Annotated in this window: 16 protein-coding genes and 2 tRNA genes; 4 read left to right on the forward strand and 14 right to left on the reverse strand. The window is 67.1% G+C overall.

The window, feature by feature from the left end; genetic code table 11:
• Positions 1–411: 411 nt before the first annotated feature.
• The 9 genes from ACZ6DL_RS27755 to ACZ6DL_RS27795 form a co-directional block, all read right to left on the reverse strand.
• Entirely contained in the window at positions 412–1314 is a 903-nt protein-coding gene (locus ACZ6DL_RS27755) for a hypothetical protein (protein WP_466055482.1), read from the reverse strand.
• 53 nt (positions 1315–1367) lie between these two features.
• The gene (locus ACZ6DL_RS27760; protein WP_466055484.1) at positions 1368–3827 is read right to left on the reverse strand and encodes a hypothetical protein; all 2460 of its coding nucleotides are present in this window, start codon (positions 3825–3827) and stop codon (positions 1368–1370) included.
• Positions 3827–6352, reverse strand: coding sequence for an ATP-binding protein (locus ACZ6DL_RS27765; protein ID WP_466055486.1), 2526 nt, complete (start codon positions 6350–6352; stop codon positions 3827–3829). Before ACZ6DL_RS27765 ends, ACZ6DL_RS27760 begins: the two co-directional genes overlap by 1 nt.
• Positions 6352–6891, reverse strand: a complete 540-nt coding sequence (locus tag ACZ6DL_RS27770) for a hypothetical protein (protein ID WP_466055488.1) — start codon at positions 6889–6891, stop codon at positions 6352–6354. The genes ACZ6DL_RS27765 and ACZ6DL_RS27770 overlap by 1 nt, the downstream gene beginning before the upstream one ends.
• The gene (locus tag ACZ6DL_RS27775) at positions 6888–7148 is read right to left on the reverse strand and encodes a hypothetical protein (protein ID WP_039796594.1); all 261 of its coding nucleotides are present in this window, start codon (positions 7146–7148) and stop codon (positions 6888–6890) included. The genes ACZ6DL_RS27770 and ACZ6DL_RS27775 overlap by 4 nt, the downstream gene beginning before the upstream one ends.
• A 16-nt stretch (positions 7149–7164) precedes the next feature.
• Entirely contained in the window at positions 7165–8169 is a 1005-nt protein-coding gene (locus ACZ6DL_RS27780) for a conjugal transfer protein (RefSeq protein ID WP_466055490.1), read from the reverse strand.
• Positions 8170–8236: 67 nt separating this feature from the next.
• The gene (locus ACZ6DL_RS27785; RefSeq protein WP_466055492.1) at positions 8237–9361 is read right to left on the reverse strand and encodes a GAF domain-containing protein; all 1125 of its coding nucleotides are present in this window, start codon (positions 9359–9361) and stop codon (positions 8237–8239) included.
• A gap of 378 nt (positions 9362–9739) precedes the next feature.
• Positions 9740–10633, reverse strand: a complete 894-nt coding sequence (locus ACZ6DL_RS27790) for an ROK family protein (RefSeq protein WP_466055494.1) — start codon at positions 10631–10633, stop codon at positions 9740–9742.
• Positions 10634–10683: 50 nt separating this feature from the next.
• Entirely contained in the window at positions 10684–11136 is a 453-nt protein-coding gene (locus tag ACZ6DL_RS27795; RefSeq protein ID WP_466055495.1) for a hypothetical protein, read from the reverse strand.
• A 267-nt stretch (positions 11137–11403) separates the two neighbouring features.
• Here ACZ6DL_RS27795 and ACZ6DL_RS27800 point away from each other — a divergent pair, with 267 nt between their 5' ends.
• Positions 11404–12126, forward strand: coding sequence for a MerR family transcriptional regulator (locus ACZ6DL_RS27800; RefSeq protein ID WP_051174966.1), 723 nt, complete (start codon positions 11404–11406; stop codon positions 12124–12126).
• Positions 12127–12498: 372 nt separating this feature from the next.
• Here the strand turns inward: ACZ6DL_RS27800 and ACZ6DL_RS27805 are convergent.
• Both ACZ6DL_RS27805 and ACZ6DL_RS27810 read right to left on the reverse strand, forming a co-directional pair.
• Positions 12499–12575 (reverse strand) — tRNA-Pro (locus ACZ6DL_RS27805).
• A 47-nt stretch (positions 12576–12622) separates the two neighbouring features.
• A tRNA-Gly gene (locus ACZ6DL_RS27810) sits at positions 12623–12696 on the reverse strand.
• Between the two features lie 1052 nt (positions 12697–13748).
• Here ACZ6DL_RS27810 and ACZ6DL_RS27815 point away from each other — a divergent pair.
• Positions 13749–14699: a GGDEF domain-containing protein gene (locus tag ACZ6DL_RS27815; RefSeq protein ID WP_040865435.1), complete on the forward strand. Its 951-nt coding sequence runs from the start codon at positions 13749–13751 to the stop codon at positions 14697–14699.
• 19 nt (positions 14700–14718) lie between these two features.
• On the opposite strand, the gene ACZ6DL_RS27820 is transcribed toward ACZ6DL_RS27815, so the two are convergent.
• Both ACZ6DL_RS27820 and ACZ6DL_RS27825 read right to left on the reverse strand, forming a co-directional pair.
• A complete protein-coding gene (locus ACZ6DL_RS27820; RefSeq protein WP_466055498.1) occupies positions 14719–15531 on the reverse strand; it encodes an Fpg/Nei family DNA glycosylase in 813 nt (270 codons plus the stop codon).
• A 23-nt stretch (positions 15532–15554) separates the two neighbouring features.
• On the reverse strand, positions 15555–16028 hold the full coding sequence (locus tag ACZ6DL_RS27825) for a ribose-5-phosphate isomerase (RefSeq protein ID WP_062977163.1): 474 nt from the start codon (positions 16026–16028) through the stop codon (positions 15555–15557).
• Positions 16029–16294: 266 nt separating this feature from the next.
• On the opposite strand from ACZ6DL_RS27825, the gene ACZ6DL_RS27830 reads away from it, so the two are divergent.
• Positions 16295–17311: a M48 family metallopeptidase gene (locus tag ACZ6DL_RS27830; RefSeq protein ID WP_466055785.1), complete on the forward strand. Its 1017-nt coding sequence runs from the start codon at positions 16295–16297 to the stop codon at positions 17309–17311.
• A gap of 40 nt (positions 17312–17351) precedes the next feature.
• On the opposite strand, the gene ACZ6DL_RS27835 is transcribed toward ACZ6DL_RS27830, so the two are convergent.
• Positions 17352–17993, reverse strand: coding sequence for a mycothiol-dependent nitroreductase Rv2466c family protein (locus ACZ6DL_RS27835; protein WP_466055500.1), 642 nt, complete (start codon positions 17991–17993; stop codon positions 17352–17354).
• Positions 17994–18172: 179 nt separating this feature from the next.
• Here ACZ6DL_RS27835 and ACZ6DL_RS27840 point away from each other — a divergent pair, with 179 nt between their 5' ends.
• Entirely contained in the window at positions 18173–19405 is a 1233-nt protein-coding gene (locus tag ACZ6DL_RS27840) for an NAD(P)/FAD-dependent oxidoreductase (RefSeq protein ID WP_466055502.1), read from the forward strand.
• Positions 19406–19507 lie beyond the last annotated feature (102 nt).

Here is a 19507-nt window from a genome sequence, read left to right on the forward strand (position 1 = left end):
ACACCCGGCGCCTGCTCCACCCGCGGAGCCACCACACCACCCGGCACCGGCTCACCCGCAACCGGCTGACCCGGAACACCACCCGACTGACCCGGAACACCACCCGACTGACCCGGCACAGCCCCCGACTGACCCGACCCACCCGACCCACCCGGCACACCCGACGCAGACGGACCCGAAACACCCGGCGACCCAGCCTGACCCGGCATCCCGGGTTGCCCCGGCTCGCCCGCCCCATTGGACTGCCCCGGCCCTGTCGATGAACCGGGCTGCCCCGGCACCGAACCACCCGGACGCGGCCGCTGCTGATCGGGCCGGTTCGACCACGGCGTCACCGGCCCCGGCGGCGCCTCGGCTTCGTCGCCCGCCTCTATCTGCGGCTCTACTTCTGTAGGTGGCATCGTGTATCCATCACATTCCGCTGCCGAGCACTCGCTTCACCCGCACGTCAGCAGTGCTGGGTATGGCCTGCTCGACGAAACCGCGGTTCACCGAATCGAGGGTGACGAGCATCGTGCCGCTGATCGCGATTCCGACTTCGGTGGGCGCATTCTTTCGGTAGTTCCAAAAGACCAGGTCGCCCCCCGATACAGCCGACAGGTCCACCCGTTGACCGCACGCTCCTTGCGCCGCGACGGTGTTCGGCAGCACAACCACCGTGGCTCCCGAACTGTCGGACTGCCCGCATGGCCGCCGAGTCGTACCGCTCGGTTGCTGCGCGACGTCCACTGACGGCGGCAGCGCCACCGGGGCCGCCGTGACTTCGCATCGCCCGCTCGACTGTGCGGCGGAGGCCTGATAAATGACTGATCTGGTGAACTCGGCAGCATCCGCCGAGCCACCGGCGCGGCCCTGACCTCCGTTCGACGAGGCTCCGGCTTGCGCGAGGGCGAGCCGACGCGCGCATTCGGCGCCGATTCCCGAATTACCCGAGATCAGGGGCGGATCTTGGTAGGGGGCGTCCTTCAGCGCTGTGGCACACGCGCGCTGCCAGTCGGACACATTGGTGTCGTCCGGCGCGATGGTCAGTTGCGCATACGGATTCGTCGTGGGAGCGGTGGTCACCCCAGCCGCAGGTGCGCTGAGCGCGGTCGGCCGCGCCGCCGTCGACGCCCGGGTCGCGGTCACGGTCTGGGAGGGGTCGGGTCCCACCGCACTGTCGCACTGGTAGTGCAGGTCGGAAGCGATCGCCGACGTCGCACCGCCGATGACCAGCACCAGGCCCATCAGGATCACGAACAGGACGCCGACGCCCCCCAGCACCAGCCATATCCAGAACGGCATCAGTACGAATGTTAGGAGACGACCGATCATCGACTGCCTTTCTGTGATATCTGCCCCGCTGTCTTGCCCTCATCGCGGGGTGATCAGCGGCCGCGCGGGTTTCTGAGGGGATTGAGGATCCTGCCCGGAATCGCGGGCAGCGGCTGTGCGGGGTTCGGCTGCGGGAGCGAGACAGCACCCGTGATATTCCGGCCCGCCTGCCATTGGTCGGTCTGAGCAGCTTTGTCGATTTCGGAACGCAGTACTCGGATCCGCTCGAAGTCGTTGGGGTTTTCGGCTACCCAGTTGGTGGCCGCCTGGACCCGCAGCGCATGCTCGTTGGAGATCCAGCTCCTCAACCGGTCCGCTTCGGTTTGATTCAGGTCCCGGCCATTGATCCGCAGCCGCGCGGCGGTATTGTCCGTGATCGGCCCCTCGGCATGGGCCTGCAGTGCATCGATCCATTGCTTGTGTGGATTGTCGATGTAATCTCTGCCGAGCTGGGCCAGCTCTTCCGAAATGTGCACACCGCCCTGATAATCACCTCGATACCGATCGACGCTGGCCTCCAACCCGTGGAACCTGGCCATCATCATTCCCGGATTCGTATGGAAGTCCCGCTCGAAATGCTTGTGCGCGGCGACTACACGGCCGAGGTGCTTCGATGCGAGCGGCTCGTCGTCCGCGTGCCGGATGATATCCGCTCGCGCGATGGTCGCCCGTTGCCCTCTTCCCCAGCTGATACCCGCCATCCGGAGGGCATACTGCACGCTGCCCATCATGCCTGTCGCATGCGCGACATTCTCCGCCGCGAAGGCGGCCGCTCTTTCACTGTTGCGTCGCGCCCCGGACCTCGCTATTCCAGCCCGCGCGAAATCGGCGGAGGACACCCGATCGTAGGCGGCACCGTGCGTGGCATTTCTCAGGTCCCGCGAACTCAGGCCCCTCGCCTTATTCTTCTTATCGATATGATCGACCCGCGAGAAGGGACTCAGCGGGTTGAGACGGCCCGCGAACATCCATGCGGTGACCGGCGAGCTGTTGATGGTGCTGACCGCGCCGAGCATCGCCAGCGGGGACAACGAGTTGGCCGCGCCGGAGTTACCCATCCCCAAGCCCGCACCCATCGCGGCGCCGCCGCCCGCACCCTGCGCCGAACCGCCGCTGTGTATCGCCGACCCGATGCGGTTGACCACCCATTCGTTGGCCTCGTCGATATTCCTGCTGAGACGCCGCACCTGGACGATGGCGACGATCTCGACAGCCGCCCCGATGACGAAGATAACCATGATCTGGCCGTTCGCAGCGCGGAACAGGCTGCCCAGCAGCAGCTCGTAGATCCCGAGGGCGATGACGAAAAAGGCCATCTTGCCGGCGGCGATGAAGCCGTGGACCACACAACGGACGGTGAACGTCTGCGTCGGACCATAGATGTACCCGCCGGCGGCGAACCCGAAGATCGACGCGAATCCGTAGTAGATGAGGTCGAGGGCGGCCCACATGATCTTGAAGGACAAGTACGCGGCAAAGGCCAACAGAATGAGCGCGCACAGCAGCAGCAGCAGTCCGGCTCCGATTTGACCGACGCTCGGATTCTGCACCGCGGCATACGCGGCACCGTCGCCGCACGAGCGCAATCCGTTCTTTACCCGGTCTTCGCTACCAGCAGTCATTCCAGCCGACCACGCCGCCCGACAGGAGGGGTTCCCGTCGACGACGTGCCCGAAGTTCCACACCTGCAACGGAAGCCGGATGAAATTGTCCGCCATGGTCGCTTGCAGAGTGGCGACCAGCTGTCTCGGATTCGGGTTGTTGTTCCCGTTCAACCCCGCCGCGACCGAGAGCCCGAGGTCACGCCCTTGCACCAGCACACCGTGGTCGGACAGCGCCTCCGCCATCGGGTTCGCCAGAAAGAACACACCCCCGATCGCGACGATTATCATCGTCACGACCTGCATAACGGCCTTGGCGTATAAGGCGCGAAGGATGAAATATCCCACGAAGAACGCGCCGATCGCCAGTGCCGTCGCGGCAAGCAATGGTGTCGCGATCTGTAGCGTGAAATTTTGGGCCATCGCCTGCAACGGCGCGCTGATCAGATTCAGCCACCCGAAATCCATCGCCTCCGCGGGGAACCAGACCCCGGTCGTCACGGTGACCAGCCATAGCGCGAACATCGGCATGAGGATGATCCACAGCGCGAAATTCCCCAGGTTGAACACTCCGCCGTTATCGACCACCAGTTGGTAGCTCGAGACGTTCACTCCCTGGGAGTCTTTGACGTTCATCCAGCTGGTCGCGCTGTTGGGCGCGGCCCCCTGGGCCAGGGCGCCGGTCTGCGCGACGGACACGGCATGAAGGAGGCCAGGGAAGACGAGCAGCACGAAGAGGGCGATGACGATCCACGAGATCCTGCGACGACGGCGGGACGCGGCGATCCAAGCCCGGAATCGCCGGAAGACCATCTGTGGTCGCCAACGGTCCGTGTCCCAGAACTGGGGTTCCCAGGGCATTCCGAAGGACGCCCCCTCTGTACGCATGCCGGAGCCGAGCAGTGATCTCATCAGCGCGCCAATCGCTCCGGTAGGGCCGAACGCGCACCGGCGCCACTGGTCGGAGTGCTCGTAATCGCCGCGGCGCGGTCCGGACGCGCGGGACCCAGAACCTTGCCGCGCCCGATGCGGTTGAGCGCGTCACGCATGAACATCTCGCCTCGGCGCTCCTCGGGGATCTGACGGCCGGGTCCGACCGGAGGCGAGGTCTCTTCGCGAAGAATCTGCAACAGGAAGGGCGCTTCCTCCAGATCGACGCCCAACCACTCCAAACTGTTGCGCGCCAGCGTCTCGTCGCGCTGCCGGAAGACGAACCGGTTCGGGATGAGGTTGTGCGCCGCGCCTTGGAAGTCGGTGGCCGGGTCGTGCGAGGCGAGCCCGATCGCGGCCAGGTGCTTACGGCCGTCGCGGCTGAAATCGGAAGTGACCGCGGAGCCGACCTGCGTCTGCGTGAAGTGGTGCGCCTCGTCGCCGACCAGGAGGCCGAACCTGCCGTTGTCGGAGAGGAACGCCTCGCGCGCCGCCACGCCGACCAGTTCGTACAGCGCCGTGCCGAGCCGTTTCGTCAGCGGCAACCGGTTGTACAGGTGCGGCGTGGTGAGTTCCTCGGCACTCGGCAGCTGCAGGTTGTGGCTGCGCACGACGGTCGCGGCGGCATCGAGGCGCAGCGGTCGCAACTTGGGGTCGAACAGCACCGGCACCCGCTCCACCACGGTGCCCAGGCGCGCCGCGAGATCAGCGTATTCCTCGCCGCGGTCGGGGTGGTCCCGTAAGCGGCGCACGACGTGGTACAGATCGAGCAGACTCTTGATCTTGTGCTCGGCCATGCCTCTGGGCGACAGCAGGTTGCTCACCGCTGCACCCGTGCCGGAGGTCGGCGACAGATCCAGTAGCGGCAGAATCGAGTCGAGCGCACGTTCACCCGCGATCCGCGGGGGGAACAACCGCAGCGGATCCAGCGACACCGTGGGATTGGCCAAGTCGATGATGACCGCGTCATCGATCGACCGCGCGAAATGCTCCCACTCGCCGACCTGACTGCGGTCGATCGCGAGGAACTGCCCGCCCATGTCGTGCACGAGCACGGCCATCAGCTTGAGGAAATAGGACTTGCCCGAGCCGAGTTCGCCGGTCACCGCGAACGAGGCGGACAGGTCGTGCAGCGCGGCCTCCATGATGCCGAAGTGGATCGGCTCGAAATGACCGGACAGCAGGTTGACCCCGATCACCGGCCCGCTGTCGTCACCGATCTGACTGGTGGTGAACGGCACGAAACCGGCCCACATGTCCGAGGGAACGATATGCGCGAAGTCGTCGAAGGCCCGGCGGGGCGGGCTGCCGGGAACCAGCATCGACCACAGGTCGACCTGCGCGCCGACCGGCGCGACCATATCGACCTGGAACCGCTTGTAGCGGCGTTTGAGCGTGTTGACCGCGTCCATCGTGGCGTCCCGCGACGGCCCGCCGATCGCGATGACGGTGGTGAACGAGACCTCTGATTCACCGCCGTTGACTTCGAAGTGCTGGTTGTACTCACCGAGCATCTGCGCTTTCGACGCCAGCGTGTTCTGCGCGAACGAGACTTCCTGGTCCCGCTGGTCCATCTGCTCGCCGAGCCTGCGCAAGTTGAGCTCGTTGTTCTTGAGGACTTGCTCGGCGGACTTGGTCGAGATCCGCATGCCCCAGTCGACGGTGACGTCGCCGAGGCCCTCCAGCACGTTCAGGAACTCGCTGCCTCCGGGAAACGTCATGCCCGCGTACGGGAATGAGTGCGGTGTCAGCATGGCCTGGTAGGAGGGACGGTATTCGAAATCCGGCTGCACAACCTTGATCACGGGCACGAACGACGGACGGATACGCCGGTTGCTGTCGGCCTGCGCACCCTCGTCGAGCGCGGCGGAGCGGAAGACCGCCGCGGTCGCGTCGTCCAGCGCACCCGCACGGGTGGGCGCCACCGGGTCCCCGGCCGCGCCGCGCGAAAGGTAGTGCTCCCACAACCATTGGAAAAGGGCGGCGGGCACCGGCTGCGGATCGAAGTCCCCGCCGATCCTGGACAGGATCTCGTTCGCCTTCTCGTCGTAGGCGTCCAGGTCGGCGCGTGCGATCGCCGTCGCATCGATCGTGGTGGTGCTACCGCGCCACAGGCGCGACAACGCGGACATACTGGAGTTGCTTGCCCCGACCGGGATGGACAGCAGGAAGATGCGGGTCTGCGGCATGATCGCGTGCACGCGCTCGTAGGAGGCGACCACCTCGTCGGCGTAGTCCTCGCACTCGTCCAGGTCGACGCCCTCCACCATCTTGGTGAGCACGTCGATCGTGTTCAGCCGCGCCTGGATACCCAACAGCAACGATCCGCTCGGCAAGTTGGTGACCAGTGAGTGATGCGCCAGCTTCACGTCGTACTTGTCACCGGCCTTGCGCAAGCCGTAACCGAGCGGGTTGATGAAATAGGTCGCGGTGACCAGACCCGAATGGGTGAACTGGAGATTGCCGCGAATCGCCGCGGTGGGCTGTAGATCTCGTCCGAGTGCCATCAGGGGCTTCCTTCGGTGGAAGTACCGTTGCCGTTGTCCTTGCCGTTCAGTCGCCGCCACAGGTCGGTGGCCTTGCCGCTCCCGTTCAGCACCTCGAGCATCCGGATACCGGACTTCGGCTTGGCGGCCACCGCCGCATCGGGGCGGTCGGGCAGCAAGAGGACCACGGTCTCCTCGATGAACAGGGTGTGGCGCACCGAGTCATTGGTGATCGGCATGCCCGAGGCGGACACCGGCTTGCGGTAGACGATGAGCCTGCCCAGCCATAGGGCCCGTGAGGTCATCCGGACGCCGGTGTACGGCACGAGTCCCAGCACGAAAACCGCCAAGATCGTCATGGCCAGACCGGCGATGAAGGTTACGGCCGGGTTGACCGGAAAAGTCATGGCGCACAAAGACGTCACCGACATCATCGCCACACCGGCGGCGACCTGGGGCAGGGTGTACGGGCCGAACGGAAGCTTCTGCCCGTTCTGCGCCTTGCCGATCATCGTGGGGACACGTTTGACCGGCGTGAACACCTTGATCACTTGGCTCATCGATAGCCACCGATGGGGTGATCGGGGACGATGAGGTTGGCGTCCGTTCGCGCGTAATTGATGGTCGTAGGCAGAATCCAGATCACCACCCCGGCCATCAGCCCCGATCCGAAGACGACGATGATCCGCGCAGGCGAGAGCCTGGATTTGGCTGCCTCGGAAATCACCACACCGATCGTGACGATGGCGATGATGATCATTCCGCCCCATCGGACAAAGATCAGGATGCCATAGAGGATGTTGCTCAGATTACCCATCGGGCTGCCTCTCGGATCAGTTCTGCGTCGCCGGCGGAATCGTCACCGTCGGCGAGGAAGACGAGGTCGAAGTGGGCGGCGCTCCGCCGCGTGAATCCTGACCGACGACCACCGCGAGCGGACTCGACAGAGCGGGAATCGGATCTATGGACACCACCTGCCACTGGCCCGCGTTGCGGATCATGGTGAGCGGGTAGGCCAGTGTCGCGGCGGCGCCGGTGTCGGCTTTCGGGTTGATGGTGGCCAGCACTTGGGCCTTCGCGCCGCCGGAACCGCAGCTCGAATCGTCCGTGGTGAGCGAGGTCAGCTCAACGGCGGTGTAGGGAGGCGGCTTCAATGCGGCCAGCCCGGCATCCGGAGTGGTGTAGCGGGCCACGTCACCGTTTCCGGCCAGCATGGCGTTGAGGAAACCCGCGGCGACCTGGCCGAGCGGCGTGTCCGGTGCGCAGGGCGAGCCGTAGGCCAGCTTGAGATCGACGCCCTTCGCGGGCGGCTCGACCACCGCGGGCATCGACAACGCGCGCAGCCGTCCATCCGACACCGACACCGCGACGCGGTAGAACTGCCGATGTTCCGGCGCGGTGGCGGCGCCGGCTTTGCCGACTCGCACCGACACGGTCACCGACCAGACGTCGACAGCCCCCGTCGAGACCACGCGCGACACATAGGCGACCGACGGGTCGGACACTTGACGCGCGGACGAAGGCAACGTGATCTGCTGATTGGAACCGACGAATTCGCCGATCCGATCCTGTTGCCCCGCAACAGCGGTCAGATAAGTGACGACGAACTGCTCGGCGAAAGAGCTTGCCAATTGCGCGCGCCCGATAATTGCCGTCGTCGAAGCGTCCGACGGCGGAGGCGGAGGGGAGTCGAAGACACTGAGAATCGCGTGACCGCCGCCGAGCACGGCGAGTACCGCCAGCACGGCGACCACGATGTTGTCGCGACGGCGGCGGGCGGCCATCCGGCGAAGCAGTGCCTCACCCGAATCTGCCGGTCCACGAACCACTGTCCTCACTCTCGGAATGGTAGAGAGCACAGGGGTTCTTAACCGGCCAGTAGTTCCCAGTCGTGGGAATCAACTGTCAGCAGGCGGGGCTGCTTTTCATCCTGCCCGCCAGCCAATGCCGCAATTGTTCGTCATAGCCGATCGGCGCGCCGCACTGCCGGGGTTCCAGCACCTGGCGATGGGTTTCCAGCAACGGAACATCGTCGGCGACGCGAACCAGTTGCGCGATGGCCAGCTGTCTGCTCGAGTACCCGGGATAGGGGTAGAGCAGTAGCGATGTCGGGGTGTAACCGCCGCCGTAGTTGAGCACCCGCAGGGTCACGCCGGCGCTGTCACCGGAGCGCAGCCGGTCGCCGAGTTCCGCCAGCCGGGGACGGTCGTCGGGATGGAACACGTCCACAGGCCGGAAGAGATAGTCCCACCGCACCCATGGCGCGGGATCGGTGAGCCAGTGCGAAATGCTGGTGTGCTCGAGCTGCACGACAGCCAGATGCGTACCCGCCCGGCGGTGCGCCTCGCGCAACCCGATGCGCTCCAAAGTCGGCCACGCCGACGGCGCGTTCTCCGACGTCACGTCCTCGATCAACCACCAGGCACCGCGCGTGCGCTCGTCGTCGCGGGCACGAACGGTGATCCGCCACTGGGCCGGGCGACCGAATCCGTGCATCACCGTGGTGTCGAACTGCATCCGCTCACCGGGCTTGGGATCGTAGAGCAGATCGAGCATTTCCGCGTGCCGATCGAAACTCGACACCCGGTGGAACAGTTCGGCGATCGACATACGCGGGACGTATTGTTCCGCGGTGCTGCCCGACAGCCGCGTGATGCCGCTCGGCTGCTGGATGGTCTGACTGCTCAGATCCCAGATGGCGCCCACCGCAGGGCGCAACGCGGGCACCCGCTCGGACGCGGGGCCCAGCCACAGCCGCACCGCATGCACGTCCCCCGCCGGGCCGAAGATCGGACGGATGAGCAGTTGATGCCTTCCCGCCCGCGTCTGGATGGCCAGATCCACGTCCCGCGCTTGATCGTGCGCGTTATGGATGGCCTCGGTCAATGCCGCGGTCGTGAGCTTGTCGTACAGCGCGGGCATTTTCGACAGCGTTCGCTGCACCACCCGCTGCCAGCTCGCGAACTCACGCGGTGCATCCCCCACCGACGCCACGGACATGCCGTCCGGCGCCAACGTCTCGATAGTCACCCATGGAATCACTGCGCCACTTCGCTTCGCACTTGCCCGACCAGCCGTTCCTCCGGGTCCGCCTCAACCCGGATGAGACATCTTGTGACTCAGGCAATGTACCGTTATTTAGCGGCTCAATCAACCTGCGACCTCGGCCGCCCGTTCCCATGAAGTCTGCGGCACGCTCACGAGACACGCGTAGGGGTGTTCATTTTGTTCACGTTAAGTTCCGGAGAAGTCCTCCTCGACCGGCGCACGGACAACGGCACATCTGCCGCAAACCGGCATACAAGATCAACGGAAGCCGTCGGCCGACGCCGACAGCATTCATCTGGCAACTTCGCACGAGGGCTTGAACTCGCTCCCGCCCAGCGCATTACGCCACGGTGCGATAGGTCAGGCGTTCCTTCCGGAGAGAGCCAGCACACCCGCGCCCATGATCGTCGCGACCGCACCGAGCTGCGAAGGAATGACGCGCAATCCCGGCAGGAAACTCAGCCGAGCGTGCGTGGCCACCGCCTCGCCGAGCGGTTTCCACAATGCCGGCCCTGCCTCGGAGAGCGGGCCACCGAGCACCACGAGGTCGAGGTCGAGCAGTGCCGCCACCGAGGCGATCGCCCGTCCGAGCGCCGTGCCGGCCCGGCCGAGCGCCGCGGCGGGAATGTCCTCGCCGACGCGGGCGGATTCCAGCAATTCCGGGACCGACGTGCCCGCCCAGCCCTGTTCTCTGGCCCAGCGCACCATGGCCAGTCCACCGGCAACCGCTTCCAGGCACCCGCGGCCGCCGCAGGAGCACCGATCGTCGAAGCCGGGGACCAGGACATGACCTACGTGCCCCGCATTTCCGGTGCGCCCCACCAAGACGAAGCCGCCTACCACGACCCCGCCGGTGATGCGATCGGAGATACTCAGCGCCAGGCTGTCCATCACCGCGCTCGTCGCGCCGAAACCTCGCTCCGCCAGCGCCAGGCATACGCCGTCCAGCGCGAGCGGAACCTGCGCTTCCGGGAACAGCTTTTGCGCGGCTCGGACGAGTTCGAAACCCGCTCGCCACTCCGGAACCTCGAAGGGGGCGATCACCCCGGCCGCCATATCGATCGGCCCTGCCGAAGCGACGCCGAGGGCGGTGACCTGGTCACCGCCCGCGACCTCGAGCAGCAGCTCCTGGCATCGGTCCCAGGCGCCCGTCGCCGGGATCGGGATCCTCCGGATGTCGTCGGTGTCGACATCGTCGGCGACTCGGGTCGCCGCGAAGCCCGACGACCCGATCTCCAATGCCAGCACTGTCATGAGTTACCCACCACCGAACGACTCGACGCGAAAAGCTGCACGCAGCATAGTCACAGGCCGTCGGTGCCGGTCGGCTTGAGGGGCTGCCCGAGCACGATGTGCCGACGAGGCGCGGGAAGCGTGGACACGGTGCGCAGCGGACGCGGTCCGGTGCGGATGATCCGCATGGGGCGCTTGTGGTCGATCGGCGCGGCACGGTGCCGGTCCAGGTTCTCGATGACGCTGCCCGAGTTGTCATAGGCGACACCCGCCCAGATCATCGCGCGGGGACCGTCTCCGCGGGTGGTGAGAGCCTGCGCCAACTGCTGGCACTGCACGAGCAAGGGGCAACTCTGACAGGTGCGCACCGCTGCTCGCCAGGCATCCGGATTCCCGGTGTCCATGTCCCAGTTGTCCGGGACGTCGGCGCACGGGGGCCGCTGGTTCGACTTTGCCGGAATCGACGAGACCTTTGCTGATGCAATGGATCCCGTGTCCATCGGAAGGGTTCGCGTAATGCTCATAGCCATCTCCGGGGATGCCGAGCACACACCTCTGGCAGGTGCGTGGCCCATGGATCGGACGGTCATCAGGGCTGCTCAACAGTCCCCGGAACCCAGCCGCGATAAGCTGGTCTACGCACGGTAGCCCACTGTTGCCCAGCACACAACCTCTTGTGCCGCTATGTAACGGCTCGTTGACCTTGAAGCAACACACAGCTACCGTCTTTAACGGCACGTTATGAAACGGACCATTTTCCACGGGGGCCCGACTATGGTTTCCTTTTAAACATGGCTGCAGACTCTGAATTCACGATCGACGAACTGGCACGGGCAGCCGACACCACCGTGCGCAGCGTCCGCGTGTACCACGAGCGAGGTCTCCTGCCCTCGCCGGAGGTGCGCGGGCGGATCGGGTACTACGGGTCGGACCATCTCAACCGCCTGCAAACGATCAGCCGCCTGCTGGGGCGGGGCATGAAGCTGAACGGGATCAGGGAGCTGCTGGAAGCCTGGGACCGCGGCGACGGACTTGCCGACGTACTCGGAGTGAAGAACGCGAACGCGGCCGAAGCGGACGCGGAAGCAACCACCGAGCCACAGGACAGCTACGCCGAGTTGCCGGAGTACGCCAAGCAGGCGCTGGCCTCCAGCGAGGACCCGCTCGAGGCCTACCGGGTCACGAATCCCCGGTGCTGCGATCTGGCCACCCGGCTCACCGACACCGGGCTGCCGATGCAGGACACGTTCCAGTTGGTCGAACGTCTGCGCGCCGACTGCGATCGCATCGCCGACCGCTTCGCCACCGAGTTGTTCTTTCGCCTGGCCGGGCAGACCTACGAAGACTCCGCGCGGACCCCGCGGGACCGCACCAAGCTGGAGACCGACCTGGCGATCGCCCGTTTGATCGTCACCCGCGCCACCTCGGAGCTGATCGACCAGGCGTTCGCCCGGCACTCCGAGCTGCCGCCGTCCACGGTGGCCTCCGGCCCACAGGCGCAAGCCGAGCAGTGACGGCGCGGTCGCGAACCGACCGTTCTCCTATTTCCATCCGGCACTGTCGAATACTTACGTAGACATTCGCATTCGGGCTTTTTCGAACCGTGCGCCGGTAGCCGCGGGCGAATGACTCGCAGCACGGTTCCGGCGCAGCGAACACGACGCCCGGCGAATCGCTGAACATACCTACGTAGGATTAGTGCCGAAGAGTTGCCACGGGATTCCCCGGCGGCGACGCGGCGTCCCACCCCCGACTCCGCGCGTCCACCCTGGCCGTTCTCCCACGTATGCGAAACCCGGTGGGACGCGTCGGTATACCGATCCGAGAAGACACGGCGGAGCCGCCGCTACCGTCGAAACCCGAGGACGAACCCCGCCCCCGAACGATGGTCGGGGTGACAGGATTTGAACCTGCGACCCTCCGCTCCCAAAGCGGATGCGCTACCAAGCTGCGCTACACCCCGTGGCCCTCGCGGCGACGGGGCGGCCGCCGACGAGGATGAATGCTCCGTGGAGCGGGTGACGGGAATCGAACCCGCACCATCAGCTTGGAAGGCTGAGGTTCTACCATTGAACTACACCCGCAGGCATACGACACCGATGGGATCGCCACGATGTCGTGTGCGATCCGACTGTACCGAACCCGGCTTCCGAAACGCCAATCAGCCCCCCGCGCAGCGAGATCTCGCAGGTTGCCCGGCGGAGCGCTCCAGGGTTGCCGCGCCCAGTGTCGCACGGCGGGGCCGCAGGCACACGGTGACGCGCTCGACAAAATTTAAAGGTTATTTTTCATTGAAACTCTGGCGTGTCGGATTCCGGTGGGCGAAACTCGAATGACACACTTGTCACCCCAAGAACATCGCTCGAGGGATTTCCGATGAGGACCGCACGACTCGCCGTCACGGCCGACACACTCGGTGTGTCGCCGAGCCACGGCCGCGCGGCCGGGACCGACTCGACACGGCGCACGCGGGGACGAGGTCCATCCCGCGAACCCTCGGCCGATCGCAGGGCAACCCGTCCGCGGGGAGCGTCGGCGCATCGAGCGGCCATCCCGCTTCTCTCGTCGGCGCGCACCGCGCCCCCGGCCGAGGCGGGCTCCGGTGTCGCGGCCCGAAGCGACGGCGTAGGCGACCCGAACCATATCGACCGGACCACCGCCGGTAAGCGACTACCCTCGGAACACTCGGCACAACCATTCGGAACACGACAGGGAAGACGAGGACGTCGCGTGCGAGAACAGATTCTCGTGAGGCGGGCGACGCCGGGCCGGACCGGACCGTCGCCGTTGCTCGCGCACCTTTCCCCGCACACCTCCCGCAGCGTGTCGCCAGCGCGTCGCGGCGCGATTTTGCAGCGAACGAGAATCGGGTGTAACACCAACGCGACGGGAACGATCACATACCCGATCGCTGTTCGCGAGGTATCGAGAACACGTTGCAAATCAGCGCTTTTCGATGCCGAGTGGCTTGCTAGGATCCTTTTTGCCGGACGGGGGTATCTGGAAAGGGGGCGGTGAGCGTGCGCCGAACCAGGTGGACACAACCGCGTAGCAGTGGGAACGATCAGGGTGACGCCGGCACCTGTGTGACTACAGGGCACCTGGGTACCGACGTCACTCACACCGGGTGAGTCCGATGTCGACCGACATCGAGCCCCCGGTAGCCGCCATGGCCCGCGCCTGGGCCCGTGCGGTCTGCGCCGAGCCCGGTTCGGGCGCGGCGCCCCAGCACTTGGAACCGGTGCTGATCGAGATCGTCGAGCGCTTGCTCAGGCTCGCCAGGTCCGAGCCGTTCCCGGTGCCCGAAGCACGGATGCTCGGTGCCCGGCTCGCCGAGGCGCCGTTCGACCGGATCCGGATGCTGGCGCAGGCAACGCGCTGGCTGCTCGGTTTCCCCTCCGGCGCGCCCGGTTCCCTGGTGGCGACCCGCTGGCCGTTCATCGCCAGCCAGGCCATCGACAGTTACGCCCAGGCGCTGCAGGAGCGCGCCCTCGCCCAACAGGAGCAGAACCTGTCGGCCAAGGTGTCGCTGCGGGTGCAGGAGATCGCCGCCTTGCAGCACCGGCTGCGCCACGAGGCCACCCACGACGCGCTCACCGACCTGGCCAACCGGACGCTGCTGCAGGACAAGGTGCGGCTGATGGCCACCGACCCCACCCGCGGCGTCGGACTGCTGCTGATCGACCTCGACCGGTTCAAGCAGATCAACGACGGATACGGACATGCGATCGGCGACGAGGTGCTCGTCGAACTGGCCGGCAGGCTGCGCGAAGCCTGCCCACCGGACACGGTGATCTGCCGGTACGGCGGCGACGAGTTCGTGCTGGCGACCAACCCTCGCCACAACAATCTCGGCGATCTCGCGCATCGGATCGTGGCCGCCCTGCGTGACCCGGTCTGGTCGTCGGCGGGGCCGGTGCCCGTCTCCGCCAGCGTCGGTACCGCCTACAGCCCGCCGGGCAGCCCGATCGATTTCACCGACCTGCTGCGCCGCGCCGACCGCGCGATGTACTCCGCCAAGACGGCAGGCGGTCGCCGCTTCGCCCTCGCGGACGAGCCGGACATCGACACCGCCGTCGCAGGCTGAGCCGCACCGACCGGCCGGGTCAGCCGGGCTGACAGGTGGGACACCAGAAGAGATTCCTGGCCTCCATCACCTGATGGGCGATCGGGGTCCCGCACAGCCGGCACGGGGCGCCCTGACGGCGATAGACGTAGGTGCGCGGACGATCCTTGGCGTACGACGGCTCGCCGTGATCGTGTTCGGGCCGCACCACGACCATCTTCCCGACGCGCACCCCCACCCGCATGAGCGCGACGAGGTCCGACCACATCTGCGCCCATTCGTCCGCGGACAGCCCCGTGCCGGGGCGGTGCGGCGAGATCCGGTGCCGGAAGAGCAGTTCCGCGCGATAGACGTTACCGACCCCGGCGACCACCTGCTGGTCCATCAGCAGCGCGCCGATCGGCCTGCGGGAACGCTGGATACGCCGCCAGGCCCGGTCGGGGTCGGCGCCGCGCCGCAGCGGGTCCGGGCCGAGCCGGTCGGTGAGCGCCGCCACCTCCGATGGCAGCAGGATCTCGCACGCGGTGGGCCCGCGCAGGTCGGTGCCGAAGCCCGGCTGCCCGTCCTGGCCGCCGAACATGCGCATCCGGACCTGGCCGACCGGCTCCCCCATCGGCAGCGCGGATTCGGTGAAGGCGCCGTACAAGCCGAGATGCACGTGCACGATCAAGCCCGAGTCGTAGTGGTGCAGCAGATGTTTGCCCCACGCCTCGGATTTCGTCAGCACCTGCCCGTCCACCCTGGCCGCGCCCGCGGCGAACTTGCCCTGCGGGCTCGACACCCGCACCACACCGCCCGCGAGTCGCCGCTGATGCAGCCGCGCGAGACGGTGCAGTGTATGTCCTTCCGGCACAGCCCGTTACGACCTCGGTGCGCTCAGTACGCGGGGACCGCGGGGGCGACGCCGGTCTTCTCGTACTCGGCCAGGATGTCGATGCGCCGCTGATGGCGCTCCTCGTCCGACCACGGGGTGGACACGAACGCGTCCACGATGGCCAGCGCTTCCTCGGTCGAGTGCATGCGGCCGCCGATACCGATCAGTTGCGCGTTGTTGTGCTCGCGGGCCAGCTTCGCGGTCTCCACACTCCAGGCCAGCGCGCAGCGGGCGCCGGGTACCTTGTTCGCGGCGATCTGCTCGCCGTTGCCGCTGCCGCCGAACACCAGGCCGAGGCTGCCCGGATCGGCCACCGTCCGGCGGGCCGCCTCGATGCAGAAGGCGGGGTAGTCGTCGAGCGCGTCGTACTCGAGCGCACCGCAGTCGACGACCTCGTGACCCGCCTGCTCCAGATGGGCCTTGACAAGATTCTTCAATTCGAAACCGGCATGATCGGCACCCAGGTAAACGCGCATGGCAGGCATTGTGTCAGGCGGCCGCCGCGCGGGCGGCAAGAGGGCATCCCCCGCGATTAACACCGGGACGGGCCTGCGCGAATCGAGTGATACGCCAGTTGTGTTGGCGGCCACAGGGCCCGGTGACACGACCGACGCGCCAGCCCCGTTCCCGGCAACTGAATAGAGTTCATCCCATGCAGCCGTTCGAACCCCAGCCGCCCGACCAGGCGGGCCGACAGGCCGACCCGTATGCCCAGCAGGGCGGGTGGGTCTCGGCTCAGGACATGCCCGCCGCACCCTACGGACGGCCGTATACCTCGGGCTCTTACCCGGCCGCTCCCCCCGCGTACCCCGCGCCGTACGGGTCCTACCCCGGCGCTCCGACGCCGCCCCCCGCGCCGCCGCAGCGGCAGCCTCGCGGTCTGTCGCCCTTCGGCATGCCCGCCCGGCACAGCTGGGAGATCCCGATGCTCGTCGTCGTGGTGGTGCTGACCGTGTTCGCGTACCTGATCGCGCTGGCGCTGCTCGCCACCGGAAACTTCGACCAGTACGTCCTGGCGTTCGCGGCCGCTCCGCTGCTGCTGTGGTTCGGCCGCGGCGTCAACTACGCGGGCCAGCGGGTCAATGGCGTGCGGATGTCGCCGACCCAGTTCCCCGAGGGCTACCAGATGGTGGTGGACGCCGCCGCCCGCTTCGGCATGGCGAAGGTGCCGGACGCGTACGTGGTGCTCGGCAACGGCCAGATCAACGCGTTCGCCAGCGGACACGGCTTCCGGCGCTACGTGGTGGTCTACAGCGACTTGTTCGAGATCGGCGGCGCCGCGCGCGAACCGGACGCACTGGCGTTCATCATCGGGCACGAAGTCGGCCACATCGCGGCGGGGCACACGTCGTATTGGCGGCAGCTGGGCATGTTCCTCGTGCCGTTCCTGCCGATCATCGGCAGCAGCCTGATCCGCGCGCAGGAGTACACCGCCGACAACCACGGTTTCTGCAATCGGCACACCGGGGCGTCCGCCGCCATGGGCACCCTGGCCGCGGGCAAGTACATGAACAGGCTGGTCGGCTTCGACGAGATGGCCGACCGCGCGGTCGTCGAGAAGGGATTCTTCGTCTGGATGGTGAACGCCCTGTCCAGCCATCCGGTGCTCACCTGGCGGATGTGGGCGCTGCGCGACCGCAGCAGGCACGGGAAGCTGTTCCTGCGTCCGGCGCCGCCCGCGGGCGCGAGCGTGCCCGCGGACGGCTACGCGAGCTCCTACGGTCAGCTACCGGCGAGCCCGCCGAAGTCCGTGCTGTGACGATGCGCGGGCGCCGCACGTCGGCACCCGCGCACGGTGCTCAGTCGAACGACGGATCTTCCGTCCGCGTGCGCTTCAGCTCGAAGAAGTGCGGGTAGGACGCCAGCGCCACGGCGCCGTCCCAGACCTTGCCCGCCTCCTCGCCGCGCGGGATCCGGGACAGGACCGGGCCGAAGAACGCGGTCCCGTTGATGTGGATGGTCGGGGTGCCGACATCCGGCCCCACCTTGTCCATGCCCGCGTGGTGGCTCTTGCGCAGCGCCTCGTCGTAGTCGGTGCTGTCGGCGGCCGCGGCCAGCTCGGCGGGCAGGCCCACCTCGGCGAGCGAGTCGGCGATCACCGCGGCGAGGGACTCCTTGCGGCTCTCGCGTTCGTACTCGGCACGCCGGTTGTGGATGCGCGTGCCCATGGCCGTGTACAGCGGCAACAGGACCTTGTCGCCGTGCTCCTGTGCCGCGGCGATCGCGACGCGAACCGGACCCCAGCCCGTGGCGAGCATTTCCTGGTACTGCGGGGACACGTCCTTGCCCTCGTTCAGCACCGACAGGCTCATCACGTGGAAGCGGGCTTCGATGTCACGTACCTGCTCGACCTCGAGAATCCAGCGGGACGTGATCCAACACCACGGGCACAGCGGGTCGAACCAGAAATCGGCGACGTCCTTGGTGGCTTTGTCGGTCACGGGCGGCTTCCTCTCGATCACATCTGGACGGACGGCGGACACACTCGGCCGCCCTACCGAGCAACCACGGCGGCTCGCGATTCGTTCCCATCCGCGGGGCCGTTTTCCCCAGCGACGCGCACGGCTGCCAGTAGGGTTGGTCGGCAGGAGCTTGGTTCCCTTCGGAGAAGGAGTCCGCGATGAGTTCTGACCGGCGTTTCGTCATCGTCGGCGGCGGGCTGGGCGCGGCCAAGCTCGCGGAAACGTTGCGCGCCAAGGACTTCGACGGAACCGTGACGCTGATCGGGGCCGAGGAGCACTTGCCCTACGAGCGGCCGCCGCTGTCGAAGGAGCACCTCGCGGGGAAGAAGTCGCTGCCCGAGTTCACCGTCGCTCCCGCGCAGTGGTACCGCGACCACCACGTCGAGGTCCGCCTCGGCACCACCGTCACCGGACTCGACCCCGCGGCGAAGACGATCACCCTGCCCGACGACTCCACCCTGCCCTACGACAAGCTCGCCCTCGCCACCGGTTCGACGCCGCGGACGCTCCCGGTTCCCGGCGCAGACGCGCCCAACGTGTACACCTTGCGGACCATCGAGGATTCCGACACCTTGATCGAACTGTTCGGCAGCGCGCGCCGGATCGTCATCATCGGAGCGGGCTGGATCGGCCTGGAGGTCGCGGCGGCAGCGCGCTCGGCCGGGGTCGAGGTGACCGTCGTCGAACGCGCCGACCTACCGCTGCTGGCGGTGCTCGGCCCGGAGATGGCCCAGGTCTTCGCCGACCTGCACCGCGCCAACGGTGTCGATTTCCGGTTCGGCGCTCAGGTCGACGCGATCACCACCGAGGAGGCCATCGCCACCGACGTCGCCAACGGCGTCCGACTCGCGGACGGCAGCACGATCGAAGCCGACGCGATACTGGTCGCCGTCGGCGCGCGCCCGAACGTCGATCTGGCCGCCGATGGCGGGCTCGCGGTGGACGACGGCGTGCTCGTCGACGAACACCTGGCCACCAGCGATCCGGATATCGTCGCGGTCGGTGACATCGCGGCGCAGCAGCACCCGGTCCTCGACCGGCGGATCCGGGTGGAGCACTGGGCGAACGCACTCAACCAGCCCGCGGTCGCCGCCGCGACCATGCTCGGCGAGCAGGCCGTCTACGACCGGCTGCCCTACTTCTTCACCGATCAGTACGACCTGGGCATGGAGTACACCGGGTTCGCCGCACCGGGTGAATACGCCAGGGTCGTCGTGCGCGGCGATCCGGCGGCGCGCGAGTTCGTGGCGTTCTGGCTGGACTCCGGCAACCGGGTGCTCGCCGGGATGAACGTGAACGTCTGGGACGTGACCGGCCGGATCAAGGAGTTGATTCTCGCGGGCGATCAGGTCGACCCGGACCGGCTGGCCGACACCACCACCGATCTGTGACGTGGATCACCGACAAGTTGTGTCGAATCCGCGCGCGGGCCTCCGACCTGCTTACGAGCGCCACCCGGGCGCTCCACGCGGCCGGAGGCCGGAAAAGAGGAC

The sequence above is a fragment of the Nocardia sp. NPDC041819 genome (assembly GCF_055590505.1).

Excerpts from the sequence above, each read along its gene's own strand:
- ACZ6DL_RS27755 (WP_466055482.1), bottom strand. The coding sequence starts at position 1,314 with ATGATCGGTCGTCTCCTAACATTCGTACTGATGCCGTTCTGGATATGG.
- ACZ6DL_RS27760 (WP_466055484.1), bottom strand. The coding sequence starts at position 3,827 with ATGAGATCACTGCTCGGCTCCGGCATGCGTACAGAGGGGGCGTCCTTC.
- ACZ6DL_RS27765 (WP_466055486.1), bottom strand. The coding sequence starts at position 6,352 with ATGGCACTCGGACGAGATCTACAGCCCACCGCGGCGATTCGCGGCAAT.
- ACZ6DL_RS27770 (WP_466055488.1), bottom strand. The coding sequence starts at position 6,891 with ATGAGCCAAGTGATCAAGGTGTTCACGCCGGTCAAACGTGTCCCCACG.
- ACZ6DL_RS27775 (WP_039796594.1), bottom strand. The coding sequence starts at position 7,148 with ATGGGTAATCTGAGCAACATCCTCTATGGCATCCTGATCTTTGTCCGA.
- ACZ6DL_RS27790 (WP_466055494.1), bottom strand. The coding sequence starts at position 10,633 with ATGACAGTGCTGGCATTGGAGATCGGGTCGTCGGGCTTCGCGGCGACC.
- ACZ6DL_RS27795 (WP_466055495.1), bottom strand. The coding sequence starts at position 11,136 with ATGAGCATTACGCGAACCCTTCCGATGGACACGGGATCCATTGCATCA.
- ACZ6DL_RS27800 (WP_051174966.1), top strand. The coding sequence starts at position 11,404 with ATGGCTGCAGACTCTGAATTCACGATCGACGAACTGGCACGGGCAGCC.
- ACZ6DL_RS27815 (WP_040865435.1), top strand. The coding sequence starts at position 13,749 with ATGTCGACCGACATCGAGCCCCCGGTAGCCGCCATGGCCCGCGCCTGG.
- ACZ6DL_RS27825 (WP_062977163.1), bottom strand. The coding sequence starts at position 16,028 with ATGCGCGTTTACCTGGGTGCCGATCATGCCGGTTTCGAATTGAAGAAT.
- ACZ6DL_RS27830 (WP_466055785.1), top strand. The coding sequence starts at position 16,295 with ATGCCCGCCGCACCCTACGGACGGCCGTATACCTCGGGCTCTTACCCG.
- ACZ6DL_RS27840 (WP_466055502.1), top strand. The coding sequence starts at position 18,173 with ATGAGTTCTGACCGGCGTTTCGTCATCGTCGGCGGCGGGCTGGGCGCG.